This is a genomic window from Nocardioides marmorisolisilvae (assembly GCF_003725775.1).
Taxonomy (GTDB): Bacteria; Actinomycetota; Actinomycetes; order Propionibacteriales; family Nocardioidaceae; genus Marmoricola; species Marmoricola marmorisolisilvae.
In genome coordinates this window covers 47,841-60,437 of the sequence record NZ_RJSG01000006.1, presented here as the reverse complement: position 1 = coordinate 60,437, position 12,597 = coordinate 47,841, and the positions used below count along the sequence as shown (strand labels likewise).

The following is a 12,597-nucleotide window of genomic DNA, read 5'->3' as shown; positions in this document are numbered from 1 at the left end:
GACGTCAGATCGCGAGCTCGGAGAGCAGTGCGACGTCGCGCAGCACGGCGGCGGCCGCACGGACGACCGGCACCGCGGCGACCGCACCGCTGCCCTCGCCCAGGCGCATCCCCAGATCGAGCAGCGGCACCAGGCCGAGCTTGTCCAGCGCCAGGGTCTGAGCGGGCTCGGTGGAGCGGTGACCGGCGGCGAACCAAGCAGCAGCGCCCGGCTCGATGCGGTCGGCCATCACGGCACACGCGACCGCGATGACGCCGTCGAGCAGGACCGGTACGCCGGCCCGGGCTGCCGCGACCATGAACCCGGTCGAGGCGGCCAGGTCGGCGCCGCCGAGAGCTGCCAGGGTCTCGACCGGCCCGAGATCTGCTTCCTTCACCCGGTCGAGCGCCACCTGGATCAGCTCCTGCTTGGCGACGAGTGCCGCGTCGTCGATGCCGGTCCCGCGGCCGGTGAGCTCCGCGGCCGGGAGGCCGAGTGACGCCGCGATCAGGGCGGTCGCAGGGGTGGTGTTGCCGATGCCCATGTCGCCGGAGATCAGCAGGTCAGCGCCGGCGGCGATCTCCTGCGCCGCGATGATCGCGCCGTTCTCCAGTGCCTGCTCGGTCTCCGCGAGGGTGAGCGCGTTGCGCAGGTGCAGCGGCTCGCTCGAGCGCCGGACCTTGAAGTGCTGGACCTCCGGGTCGATGCCCTCGAGGTCGTCGTCGACGGCGATGTCGAGCACCCGGACCGAGACGCCGTTGGCGGCAGCCAGCGCCGAGACGCCGGCGCGACCGGCGGCGAAGGTGCGCACCATCGCGGGAGTCACGGCGGCCGGGTAGGCCGAGACACCGTGGGCGGCGACGCCGTGGTCCCCGGCGAAGATCACCGCGCGGACGTTCGACGGCACCTCCGGCGGGCACTGGCCCTGGCAGGAGGCCAGCCAGACCCCGAGCTCGCCGAGACGACCCAGTGCTCCAGCCGGGGTGGCCAGGCCGGCCAGGCGGTCGGCAGCCTCCGCGCGAGCGGTCGGCGACGGCGCCGCGATCACAGGCTCGCCGCCAGCTCGCGACGGGCCGACTCGACCGCGGCCTGCTGGTGGGCACGGCCGACCAGTCCGACGAGGACGAGGCCGATCGTGCCCCACATCGTGGCCAGGGTGGTGAGCGAGGCGCGACGGAAGGTCCAGAGGGTCTGGGCCGGGAAGGTGCCGACCTCGTTGACGGTCGGCATCAGCTGCGCAGCGAGGACGACCACCACCAGGTACGCCGCCAGCGCGGCGATCACGGTCCGGTAGGTGCCGAGCCCGGGCAGCAGGCGCGAGGCCAGCACCGTGCAGGCGATCGCCGCGACCAGCGAGATGGCCAGGAAGCCGAAGAACAAGCCGGTCCGCTCACCGATGGTGTCGGGGTTCCCCACCGCCGGCGGGGAGGCCGGGTACTTCAGGAAGGGCACCAGCGCGACCGACGCGAAGCCGATCAGGGCGACGAGGGCCGTGGACTGGGTCGGACGCAGGCGCCCGATGCGACCGACGACGCCGGCCGCGGCCAGGGCGACCAGACCACCGAGGGCGGTGCCGATGGACAGGGTCCCGGTCAGCAGCCCCCAGGTGGACTGGTTGTGCCGGGAGACGACGATGCCGTTCTCCTCGTGGTGGTGGCCGGCCGGTGCTTCGGCGTGCTCGTGGGCGGAGCTCGACTCCTCCACCGCGATTGCGGCGTTCACCGGCGGCTCACCGATGGTGTGGGCGACGAGGAAGGCGGCGAAGCCGGCGAAGAGGCCAGCGATCAAGCCGTTGATCAAGAAGGTACGGGCAGTCATCAGGGGTCCGTTCAGGGATGGGGTAGCGAGAGAGGTTTCGACAAGCTCAACCAGCACGGCGAACTAGCTCGACCAGCACGGCGAACGGGCTCAACCAGCGCCTGCTGGTTGAGCTTGTCGAAACCCGGTGAGCCGACTGGCTCAGTGGCAGGGGTAGCCCATCAGGTGGCGACCGTCGTGGACCCACTCGTGGATCGCGTTGCCGGACGGGATCGAGATGGCGCCCTGGTCGGCGCTCACGAAGAAGATCGTGATCAGCGCGAGCAGCGCGAACATCAGCAGCCAGGGGAGAAGCTCGCGCAGCGGGATCGTCGGGATCTCAGCGGTGGGCGCGGCGGGAACGGCGATAGCCATGAAGGCCTCCTTCGGGATTACTGCGTCCCGTGTAGTGGATTTCCATCAGGCTGTCGGGTCTGACTCCACCGCCTCAGCGTTGTCCCCTGAGCGATGTCACAGTAGCGCGACTGTGCCGGAATCCCACCGGCTTCCTCGAGCCTGATGGATGCACTCTAGGGCATCGAGGAGACCGGTTGTCACCTCCCGGTTCCGCACTGCGATACGGACCCAGCTCTCGTCGAGTCCGGGGAAGGTGTCGGCACGGCGTACGGCGTAGCCCGCGTCGCGCAGAGCGGCGTGAACTCCGGTACCCGGCCGCGCGAGAACGTACGGCGCCGAGGACCCGGCGACGTGCGGGATGCCGAGTTTCGCCAACCCAGACAGGAGAAACTCCCGGTCCGCCTCGATCCGGGCGACCCGGACCGTGGCCTCGACAGCGGCGTCCTCGGAGGAGCAGGCGACCAGCGCGGCTCCTGCCGCGGCGGAGACGGACCACGGCGTCTGGAGCTCCGTGAGGGCTCCGACGACCTCCGGTTCTGCGAGCAGGTAGCCGGCACGGACCCCGGGGATCGACCAGAGCTTGGTGAGGCTGCGGATGACGACCAACCCGGTCAGGTCGCCGGTGGTGAGCGTCTCCGCGCCGTCGTCGAGGAACGCCTCGTCCACCACGACCAGCCGCCCCGGTGCGACCAGGGCCCGGATCGCCTCGGCGCTGTGGCGGACGCCGGTCGGGTTCGTCGGATTGCCGATGACCACCAGGTCCGCCCCGACCGGGACCTGGGCGGGATCGAGCGCGAAACCGTCAGACGGACGGAGCAGGACGTGCTCGGGCTGGTGCCCCGCGCCGGCCAGCGCGACGTCCGGCTCGGTGAACTGGGGGTGCACGATGACCGGTCGCCGCCAGGGCCGCAGCCGTGCGACCAGTCCGAACGCCTCGGCCGCGCCCGCGGTCGGGAGAACGTCGGCGACGTCGCGGCCGTGGTGGCGGGCGACCGCCTCGGCGGCGGGGCGCGGGTCGGGGTACCGGCTGACGTCGGCGCCGGCGAGCGCGTTCTCGAGCCAGTCCGGACGCGGTCCTTGGTAGACGTTGACCGCGAAGTCGATCAGGCCGGCGGTTGCTTCGCGGTCGCCGTGGTGGCGCAGGGGATCGACGGGTTCGGCTGGTTTCGACAAGCTCAACCGGCCCGGGTCCGTGGATGGTGCCGCCGGTGTTGCCCGGCGAACGGCCTCGACGAACCGACCGGCCAGCTGCGGATGTCCCGCCCAGTGCGTGTGCAGGTACGACGCGTGCAGGGTCGCCGTGGCCACGCCGTCGACGAGACCGTTCCCGAAGGACCAGGCCGGGTCGCCGGGAGAGGCGTGCAGCTGGGTCCGGTGGAACTCGTGACCGGTGACGGTCTCGCCCGGGCGTCCGAGCAGGTTCGCGGTCGTCGCGGTGGCGGTCCGGTAGGCGAGCGTGAGCCGCGGAGCCATCGCCGCGTCCGCGGGAACAGCGCCGACCATCTCCACTCCGTCGACGCTGCGGCACAGGTAGAGCAGGCCGGCGCACTCGGCGACGGTCGGGAGTCCGCCGCTGATCGCCGTGCGCAGCTGCGCGCGGAGGCGCTCGTTGCCGGAGAGCTCGGCCGCGTGCACCTCGGGGAAGCCGCCCCCGAGGTAGAGACCCTGGGTCCCGTCCGGGAGCTGCTCGTCGGTCGTCGGGTCGAAGACCACCGGGTCGCAGCCCGCTGCTCGCAGGAGCTCGGTGGTCTCGGCGTAGGCGAAGGTGAAGGCTCGACCGCCGGCGACGGCGATCACGGGGCGGGGGGTTTCGACAGGCGCGACCAACGAGGAGTCCGGGCTCCAGGGCTCTCCGTCGAGGGCGGGGGCGGTGCGCGCCAGCCGGACGATGGCCTCGAGGTCGATGCGCTCGGCCACCTGGGCGGCGAGCAGGTCGAGGGCCGCGGCGGCGTCAGCGCGTTCCGCTGCCGGCACCAGGCCGAGGTGGCGCGAGGGGGCCGAGACACCGTCGTCGCGCTGAAGGATTCCGAGCACCGGCAACCCGCTGCCCGCCAGTGCGCGCACGACCTCGTCGGAGTGCCGGACCGAGCCGGCCTTGTTGAGGACCACCCCGACGACGGCCACCTCGTCGGACCAGGTGCGCAGCCCGTGGACGGTCGCGGCGATCGAGCGGGAGGCGTGCGAGATGTCGACGACCAGCACCACGGGGGTCTTGGTCACGGCCGCGACGTGGGCGGTGGAGGAGAAGCCGTCGGTTCCGAGCTGCCCGTCGTACAGGCCCATGACGCCCTCGATGACCGCCAGGTCCGCACCGGCCGCGCCGTGCAGCAGCAGCGGGACCAGCCGATCCTCGCCGACCAGGTGCGGGTCGAGGTTGCGACCCGGCCGCCCGGTCGCGAGCGCGTGGTAGCCGGGGTCGATGTAGTCCGGCCCGACCTTGTGGCCGCTGACGGTGTGCCCGGCGCGGGACAGCGCCGCCATGAGTCCGGTGGCGACGGTGGTCTTGCCGTGCCCGGACGCGGGCGCGGCGATCACGAGTCGCGGCAGGTAGGTGGTCACCACTCGATCCCGCGCTGGCCCTTCTGCCCGGCGTCCATCGGGTGCTTCACCTTGGTCATCTCGGTGACCAGGTCGGCGACCTCGAGGAGCCGCTCGTCAGCCCGACGACCGGTGATCACCACGTGCTGGTGGCCGGGTCGGTGGGTGAGGGTCTCGACCACGTCGTCCGCGTCGATCCAGCCCCAGTTGATCGGGTAGGTGAACTCGTCCAGCAGGTAGAGGTCGTGCTCCTCGGCGGCGAGGCGCCGCTTGATCTCGATCCAGCCCTCCGCAGCCGCGGCAGCGTGGTCGTCCTCGGTGCCCGCCTTCTTCGACCACGACCAGCCGGAGCCCATCTTCTGCCAGTCGACCGGACCGCCGGCGCCGGTCGTGCGGTGCAGCTCGCCGAGCTGCTCGAACGCGGTCTGCTCGCCCAGGCGCCACTTGGCCGACTTCACGAACTGGAAGATCCCCAGGCTCCAGCCCTGGTTCCAGCCGCGCAGGGCGAGGCCGAACGCGGCGGTCGACTTCCCCTTCCCGTCTCCCGTGTGCACGGCGAGAATCGGGCGGTTGCGGCGCTGGCGGGTGGAGAGGCCGTCCTCGGGGACGACGGTCGGCTGTCCCTGCGGCATCAGGCAGCCCCCCCGAACCTGTGCTGAACGGCTCCGACCAGGCTGGTGGCACTGACCTCGCCCAGCGGGAGGTACTCCGCACCGAGGTCCGCGGCGAGGTCGCGGGCCAGGCCGAGGCGGAAGCGACCGCTCTCGCAGTCGATGACCAGCGCGGCGAGCCCGGTCCCGGCGATCTGTCGGGCCAGGGCACGGGACCGCTCGACCGCGTCCGGGCCTGCGGTGGCCCGCCCGTCGGTGACCAGCACCAGCAACGGGCGCCGGTTCGGGTCGCGCAACGCCTCGACGCGCAGCGTCTCGACCGCGGTCAGCAGCCCTTCGGCGAGCGGGGTGCGACCGCCCGCGGGAAGCTCCTCCAGCCGAGCCGCGGCGACCTCCACCGACGAGGTGGGCGGCAGGGCGAGTACGCCGGACTCGGCACGGAACGTCACCAGGCCGACCTTGTCCCGACGGCGGTAGGCGTCGAGCAGCAACGACAGGACCGCCGTCTTCACCTGCTGCATCCGGGTCCGTGCGGCCATCGAGCCGGACGCATCGACGCAGAACAGGATCAGGTTGGCCTCCTGGCCCTCGCGGATCGCCACCCGCAGGTCGTCGGGACGCAGGGTGAGCCGGGTTCCGACGCGGGCGCGCGATCCCTGGTGCGGGGCTGCGGCGCGGATGGTCTCGACGAGGTCGATCGAGCCGCCGGTCCCGTTCGCGGTCCGGGCCGCGATGCGGTGACCCGCGCTCGTGATCGCGCGGCTGCGGCGGCCTTGCTCGCCCGTGCCGAGGCCCGGGACGGCGACGAGCTTGGGGCGGTAGGGGGTGGTGGTCCCGACGGTCGTGGTGTCGGTTCCTGCGCCGGTCCCGGCTCCTGCCTCGGACGGGCTCGGGTGCTGGGCAACCTCCGGAGCGGACGAGTCCTCGGCGAGGCTTTCGGGTGCTGGGGTGTCGACGGGCTCAGCCGACGAGGAAGCGGGGGTCTCGACGGGCCTGTCCGGCGAGCCGTCGGGAGGGGTCGGGTCGGGCTCGTCGTCGCCGAGGATCTGGTCGAGCAGGTCCTCGTCGATGCCCGGGGCGTCGAACGGGTTGCGGCGCCGGCGGTGCGGGAGCGCGAGCCGGGCGGCGGCGCGGATGTCGTCCCGGGTGACCGAGGTCCGGTCGTGCCAGGCGGCGTGGGCGATCGCAGCGCGCGCGGTGACCAGGTCGGCGCGCATGCCGTCGACGTCGAAGGCCGCGCACACCTCGGCGATCTTCAGCAGGGCCGCGTCCGTGAGCTCGACGTCGGCGATCCGCTTTCGGGCGCGTTCGATGCGACCGGTCAGCTCCGCCTCGGCCCCCTGGTACGCCGCGACGAACGCGGCCGGGTCGGCGTCGAAGGCCATCCGCCGGCGAACCACCTCGACCCGCATGGCCGGGTCCCTCGGGGCGCTCACCTCGACGGTCAGCCCGAACCGGTCCAGCAGCTGCGGCCGGAGCTCGCCCTCCTCGGGGTTCATCGTCCCGACCAGCACGAACCGCGCTGCGTGCGCGACCGAGATGCCGTCGCGCTCGACCGTGGAACGACCCATCGCCGCGGCGTCCAGCAGCAGGTCGACCAGGTGGTCGTGCAGCAGGTTCACCTCGTCGACGTACAAGATCCCGCGGTGGGCACGGGCCAGCAGTCCGGGCTCGTACTCGGCCTTGCCGTCGGCCAGCGCGCGCTCGAGGTGCAGCGAGCCGAGCACCCGGTCCTCGCCGGCGCCGATCGGGAGCTCGACCAGCCGCACCGGCCGGGTCTCGGTCTCGGCGTCGGAGGCGAAGGGGCCGTCGGGCGAGGTCGCACCGGGCTCGGCGGGGTCGGTGGAGAACCGGTCGCCGGCGATCACCTCGATCGGCGGGAGCACGCCGGCCAGGGCGCGCACCATCGTCGACTTCGCGGTGCCCTTCTCGCCGCGGACCAGGACGCCGCCGACGTCGGGCGAGATCGTGGTCAGGATCAGGGCGAGTGCCATGTCGTTGGAATCGACACCAGTGTCGGATCCGACAACGGCACTGAAAGGGAACTGCAGTGGCATGGGGGCTCCCGCGCTTCAGCCAGTGGATGATTCGTCAGCGCGAGGCCGGTCTTCGGACTTCCGGAGTCGTCGTACGACGCTCCGGTTACCGCAGCGGGCCCTGTGCCGGACTCTCACCGGCTTCCCAGATTCTCCCCATCGTCCGGTCTCGCGACCGTCCTCCGGGGCACCTCGTGCTTGGTGCGGCCACGATATCGTCTCCGGCCATGGAGTCGACCCTGCCTGGATCCCTGGGCGTCTACGGCATCGGTGCCGACGGCTGGGCGAGCCTCGATCCCCAGGCCCAGCAGGCGATTCTGGGCGCCGAGGTCGTGCTCGGAGGGTCTCGGCACCTGGACATGCTTCCCGACCGACCCGGTCAGCAGCGGGTCTCCTGGCCCGTGCCGCTACGCGAGAACCTGCCCGCCCTGCTCGAGAAGTACGAAGGCTGCAGCGTGGTGGTGCTCGCCTCCGGCGACCCGCTCGTCTCCGGGATCGGCAGCACCCTGGTCGAGCTGCTCGGCGCGGAGCGGGTCAGGATCGAGCCGGCGGTCTCCTCGCCGGCGCTCGCCCGGGCCCGGTTGGGCTGGTCCGCCGAGACCGTCGAGGTGATCACCCTGGTCGGGCGCGATCCGGCGGCCGTCGTGCGGGCGCTCGCTCCGGGTCACCGGCTGCTGGTGCTCTCCTCGCACGCCGAGACTCCCGCGACGGTGGCCGCGCTGGTGACCGCTGCCGGGTACGGCCACAGCGCGCTGACGGTGCTGGGCGACCTGGGCGCGGCGACCGAGAGCCGGCGAGCGGCGACCGCGGCCACCTGGTCCGGGGACTCGCCCGACCTGAACGTGATCGCGATCGAGTGCCGCACCGACGGACCGGTGCTGGGGTGGACTGCCGGGCTTCCCGACGACGCCTTCGAGAACGACGGTCAGCTCACCAAGCGCGACGCGCGCGCCTCGGCCCTGGCGCGCCTGGCGCCGACGCCGGGCCAGCTGCTGTGGGACGTCGGCGCTGGTGCGGGCTCGGTCGGCATCGAGTGGCTCCGCGTGCACCCGAGCCTGCGGGCAGTCGCGATCGAGGCGGATCCCGAGCGCGGGGAGCGGATCGGACGCAACGCCCGCACCCTCGGTGTCCCGCGGCTCGACGTCGTCGTCGGGTCGGCTCCGGACGCGCTGGACGACCTGCCGGCACCGGATGCGATCTTCATCGGTGGCGGAGCCAGCCGCCCCGGCGTCCTCGACGCAGCGCTGGCGGCACTTCGACCCGGAGGCCGCCTGGTCGTGCACGGAGTCACCCACCAGACCGAGTCCCTGCTCGTGAGCCGGTACGCCGAGCTCGGTGGCGAGCTCACCCGCCTCCAGGTCGAGACCGCCGGTCCGATCGGCACCTTCACCGGCTGGACGCCGGCCCGCGCCATCACCCAGTGGGCGCTGACGATCGGAGACGCATGACCATCCACTTCGTCGGAGGTGGCCCCGGTGCAGCCGACCTGATCACCGTGCGCGCGGCGAACCTGCTCGGCGAGGCGGACGTGGTGATGTACGCCGGCACCTACCTGGACCGCGACGTGCTGGCGCACTGCCGCGCGGACGTCCGCCTGGTCGACTCCGCGGACCTGACCCTCGACCAGATCACCGCCGAGCTGGTCACCGCGCACCTCGCCGGGCACGAGGTGGTCCGGCTCTGCTCCGGCGACCCGTCGCTCTACTCGGCGCTGGCCGAGCAGGCCTTCCGGCTGGATGCGGCCGGGGTGCCGTGGGACGTCACGCCGGGGGTGCCGGCGTACGCGGCGGCCGCTGCGGTGGTGGGTCGCGAGCTGACCGTTCCTCTGCTGAGCCAGTCGGTGGTGCTGACCCGTGCGCAGGCGCGCTCGACCGCGATGCCCGAGTCGGAGTCACTCGCGAACGTCGCCGCGACGGGCGCGACGCTCGTGCTCCACCTGGCGATCACCCGGATCGGCGAGCTCGCGAGCGAGCTGATCGAGCACTACGGCGCCGACTGCCCGGTGGTCGTCGTCTACCGGGCGAGCCAGCCCGAGCAGCTGGTGCTGCGCGGCACCCTGGCGACGATCGCCGAGCAGGTCGAGGCAGCGCAGCTGCGTCAGGCGGCGGTCATCCTGGTCGGCCGGGTGCTCGACCCGGTCCGGGTCGGAGAGTCCTACCTGTACGGCGTGGAGCGCGATCGCTCGGCGAAGGTTTCGACAGGCTCAACCAGCAAGTACTGAGCTCAACCAGCAAGTACTGAGCTCAACCAGCACGTACTGAGCTCAACCACCGAGGCTGGCTAGCAGAGCGGGCCGGCTCCCGGGACCGCGCGCTCGACCATCGCGCTCAGCGCCTCGCGCACGTCGCACCCGCAGCACGCGGGTCGGTCGAACGCGATCCTCAGGTCCCGTCGGCAGCCGTGGTCGCTGACGCGGAGCACCAGGCCGTAGCGGTCGATCGACAGTGCCCGGACGTCCTCGGGCTCCTGGTCCACCCCGAGCTCGTAGCTGGCGAGCGCGGAGAGCACCTGGCCGTGGTCGGCCTGCAGGTGCGGGAGCCACTCCGCCTCGTAGCTGAGCAGGGGATCCGGGTGTGCGACCCGGTAGTCCGCGATCTTCACCCGCTCCCACGGGGGCTCACCGGAGCGCCGCTCACAGTTCCAGGTCAGCCCGATCCGCTCGGGCACCAACCGCACGATCCGCGTGCGGTCATCCGGCTTCTCCGTTCCGGTCAGGTGGGCCCGGAGGCCGACGGGCAGCGGGTCGTCCACCTCGAGGACCGGGCCGGCCAGAGTCACGGTCCCGCGGATCCGGTCGGCCTGGGGGACGGTCGCCACGTCGACGGCCGTAGCGGTCGCGGTCCGACCCGCGAGGGACTCCGCCAGGTCGGGCGGCGCCTGGAAGAGGACCGAGCCGTCGGGAACCACCCCGTGCCGGTGCACGTCCAGCCCCATCGAAGCCCCCTGCACCCGCAAGGTCGAGGCGGTGGCGACGATCGTCCGGGCGCGCTCGGCCGGCGTGAGTGTGGGGATCGTGGTGGATCGCATGAGGTAAGGCTAACCTAACTAATCAGCCTCACTAAGAGGGGTCACTCCACGAAGCGGGCGGTCCAGACGCGTCCGTCGCGGGTCGTGGTGGTGCCCCGGGCCCCCACGATCAGCAGGCACTTCATGTCGATCGTGTCGGCCTCGAGCTCGGCAAGGGTGGTGACCGTGACCGACTCTCCCGGTCGCCCGACATCGCGTCCGACGATCACCGGGGTGTCCGCGGACCGCGTCTCCAGCAGCACCTTCTGCGCCTCCGCCACCTGGGTGGTCCGCGACCGCGACGCCGGGTTGTAGATCGCCAGCACCAGGTCGGCCTCGGCGATCGCCCGCAGGCGCCGCTCGATCACCGGCCACGGCTTGAGCCGGTCCGAGAGGCTCATCACCGCGAAGTCGCCACCGATCGGCGCCCCCGCCCGAGCGGCGACGGCCTGGACGGCGCTGACCCCGGGCACCACGCGGATCGGAACCGCCGCGTACGCCGGATCCTCGGCCGCCTCGAACACGGCGGAGGCCATCCCGAAGACGCCGGCATCGCCACCGGAGACGACCGCGACCTTCTCGCCGGCCAGCGCCAGGTCGAGCGCGAACCGGGCCCGGTCGACCTCGACGGTGTTGCCGGAGGAGTGCCGCTTCAGGCCGGTGCGCTGCGGGACCCGGTCGACGTACGGGGCGTACCCGACGACGTGGTCGACGACGGCCAGGACCTCGGAGGCCTCCGGGGTGAGCCACCGGTCGGGTCCGGGACCGAGACCCACGACGACCAGCTCCTGAGCTCGGCGGGTTTCGACAGGCTCAACCAACAAAGGGCGCGGCTCAACCAACAAGGGGGACTGCTCGACCACCGAACGGCGGCCGGTGGGGTCGGGAGCGACGGAGTCACCGGCGACCACGATCAGCGAGAAGTACGGCACGGTCTCCGGGTCGACCTCGGCGACCGGGAGCCAGCGCTGTCCCGGCATCGACGCGCGCTCGACGTACATGGCGTGGTCGAGGCGTCCGGCCTGCTCCAGGGCGGAGCGCACCTTCGGGAAGGTGCGGCCGAGCTTCATGATGATCGCGCCCTGGGTGTCGGCCAGGCGGCGGGCGAGCTCCGGCTCGGGCAGCGTCCCCGGCAGGATCGTCAGGACGTCGGTCTGCCGCACCAGGGGCGTCGCCACGCTCGCGGTCGCCGCGGCGAAGGACGGTACGCCGGGCACGATCTCGGTCTCGAAGCGCTCGCTGAGCCGGTCGTGCATGTACATGTACGAGCCGTAGAACAGCGGGTCGCCCTCGGCGAGCAGCACCACGGTGCGGCCGGCCTCGAGGTGCGCCGCGAGCCGGTCGGCACTCTGCTCGTAGAACGCGGCCATTGCGCCGGCGTACCCGCCCGGGTGCTCGGTCAGACCGGTGGTCACCGGGTAGACGAGGTTCTCCTCGAGGACGTCGGAGGGGATCAGGTCGGCCGCGATCCGCCGGGCGTTGGACTCCTTGCCGACGCCCGAGTGGTACGCGACCACGTCCGCCTCGGCGATCAGGCGGGCCGCCTTCAGCGTCGTCAGCTCGGGGTCGCCGGGGCCGACGCCGACGCCGTAGAACCGGCCGCTCACTCGCGCTCCTGGGCGATCGCGTTGATCGCGGACGCCGTGATCGCGGAGCCACCGCGGCGCCCGTGCACCGTCAGGAACGGCACGTCGATGCCGTGCTCGTCGGCGAACGTCGCCAGCGCACGCTTCGACTCCGCAGCTCCGATGAACCCGACCGGGATGCCGAGGATCGCGGCCGGCCGCGGGGCGCCGTCGAGAAGCATCTCCAGCAGGTGGAACAGCGCGGTGGGAGCGTTCCCGATCGCGACGACCGCTCCGTCGAGACGGTCGCCCCAGAGCGAGAGCGCGGCTGCTGAGCGGGTGGTGCCGAAGGTCGTCGCCAGGTCCGCGACCCGTCGGTCGCGCAGGGTGCAGAACACCTCGTTGTCCTTCGGCAGCCGTGCGCGGGTGATGCCGGAGGCGACCATGTGGGCGTCGGTGAGGATCGGCGCACCGGCCTCCAGAGCGGCCCGCGCTGCCGGCACCAGGTCGGGGTGGACCGCGACGTCGGCAGCCAGGTCGGTCTGGCCGCTGCCGTGCACCATCCGGACCACGACCTTCTCGGCGTTGGCCGGCACGTGGGCGAGCCCGGTCTCGCGGCGGATCGTCGCGAACGAGTCGACGTAGATGGCGGCGCCGTCGTCGATGTAGTCGTAACGGCGGGGTGGTCGCACCAGGTCCATGACACTC

At 72.5% G+C, this 12,597-nt stretch carries 11 protein-coding genes and 1 riboswitch; of the genes, 2 read left to right on the top strand and 9 right to left on the bottom strand.

Features of this window, described 5'->3' with window-relative positions:
• Positions 1–4: 4 nt before the first annotated feature.
• The 6 genes from cobT to EFL95_RS18225 form a co-directional block, all read right to left on the bottom strand.
• Positions 5–1,027: a nicotinate-nucleotide--dimethylbenzimidazole phosphoribosyltransferase gene (cobT, locus tag EFL95_RS18250; protein WP_246005042.1), complete on the bottom strand. Its 1,023-nt coding sequence runs from the start codon at positions 1,025–1,027 to the stop codon at positions 5–7.
• Positions 1,024–1,797 (bottom strand): CbtA family protein, encoded by a 774-nt coding sequence (locus tag EFL95_RS18245; protein WP_123235547.1) that lies wholly within the window; start codon positions 1,795–1,797, stop codon positions 1,024–1,026. The genes cobT and EFL95_RS18245 overlap by 4 nt, the downstream gene beginning before the upstream one ends.
• Before the next feature lie 141 nt (positions 1,798–1,938).
• On the bottom strand, positions 1,939–2,151 hold the full coding sequence (locus EFL95_RS18240; protein WP_123235546.1) for a CbtB domain-containing protein: 213 nt from the start codon (positions 2,149–2,151) through the stop codon (positions 1,939–1,941).
• Between the two features lie 96 nt (positions 2,152–2,247).
• Positions 2,248–4,692 carry a bifunctional hydrogenobyrinic acid a,c-diamide synthase/histidinol phosphate aminotransferase CobBC gene (cobBC, locus tag EFL95_RS18235; RefSeq protein ID WP_425463975.1) on the bottom strand — a complete coding sequence of 815 codons (2,445 nt, stop codon included), beginning with the start codon at positions 4,690–4,692 and terminating at the stop codon, positions 2,248–2,250.
• On the bottom strand, positions 4,689–5,303 hold the full coding sequence (gene cobO / locus EFL95_RS18230) for a cob(I)yrinic acid a,c-diamide adenosyltransferase (protein WP_123235545.1): 615 nt from the start codon (positions 5,301–5,303) through the stop codon (positions 4,689–4,691). Before cobO ends, cobBC begins: the two co-directional genes overlap by 4 nt.
• Positions 5,303–7,276, bottom strand: coding sequence for a VWA domain-containing protein (locus EFL95_RS18225; RefSeq protein WP_221176501.1), 1,974 nt, complete (start codon positions 7,274–7,276; stop codon positions 5,303–5,305). The genes cobO and EFL95_RS18225 overlap by 1 nt, the downstream gene beginning before the upstream one ends.
• 89 nt (positions 7,277–7,365) lie before the next feature.
• A riboswitch (cobalamin riboswitch) is annotated at positions 7,366–7,528 on the bottom strand.
• Between the two features lie 17 nt (positions 7,529–7,545).
• On the opposite strand from EFL95_RS18225, the gene cbiE reads away from it, so the two are divergent.
• The gene (gene cbiE, locus EFL95_RS18220; RefSeq protein ID WP_123235543.1) at positions 7,546–8,766 is read left to right on the top strand and encodes a precorrin-6y C5,15-methyltransferase (decarboxylating) subunit CbiE; all 1,221 of its coding nucleotides are present in this window, start codon (positions 7,546–7,548) and stop codon (positions 8,764–8,766) included.
• Entirely contained in the window at positions 8,763–9,539 is a 777-nt protein-coding gene (gene cobM, locus EFL95_RS18215; protein ID WP_123235542.1) for a precorrin-4 C(11)-methyltransferase, read from the top strand. The genes cbiE and cobM overlap by 4 nt, the downstream gene beginning before the upstream one ends.
• Before the next feature lie 59 nt (positions 9,540–9,598).
• Here cobM and EFL95_RS18210 read toward each other — a convergent pair whose 3' ends face one another.
• Genes EFL95_RS18210 through EFL95_RS18200 form a run of 3 tightly spaced genes read right to left on the bottom strand, consistent with a single transcriptional unit; the run spans position 9,599 to position 12,590 of the window.
• A complete protein-coding gene (locus tag EFL95_RS18210; protein ID WP_123235541.1) occupies positions 9,599–10,345 on the bottom strand; it encodes a DUF2470 domain-containing protein in 747 nt (248 codons plus the stop codon).
• 41 nt (positions 10,346–10,386) lie between these two features.
• Positions 10,387–11,931, bottom strand: coding sequence for a precorrin-2 C(20)-methyltransferase (locus EFL95_RS18205; protein ID WP_123235540.1), 1,545 nt, complete (start codon positions 11,929–11,931; stop codon positions 10,387–10,389).
• Positions 11,928–12,590 (bottom strand): precorrin-8X methylmutase, encoded by a 663-nt coding sequence (locus EFL95_RS18200; RefSeq protein WP_123235539.1) that lies wholly within the window; start codon positions 12,588–12,590, stop codon positions 11,928–11,930. Before EFL95_RS18200 ends, EFL95_RS18205 begins: the two co-directional genes overlap by 4 nt.
• Positions 12,591–12,597: the final 7 nt, after the last annotated feature.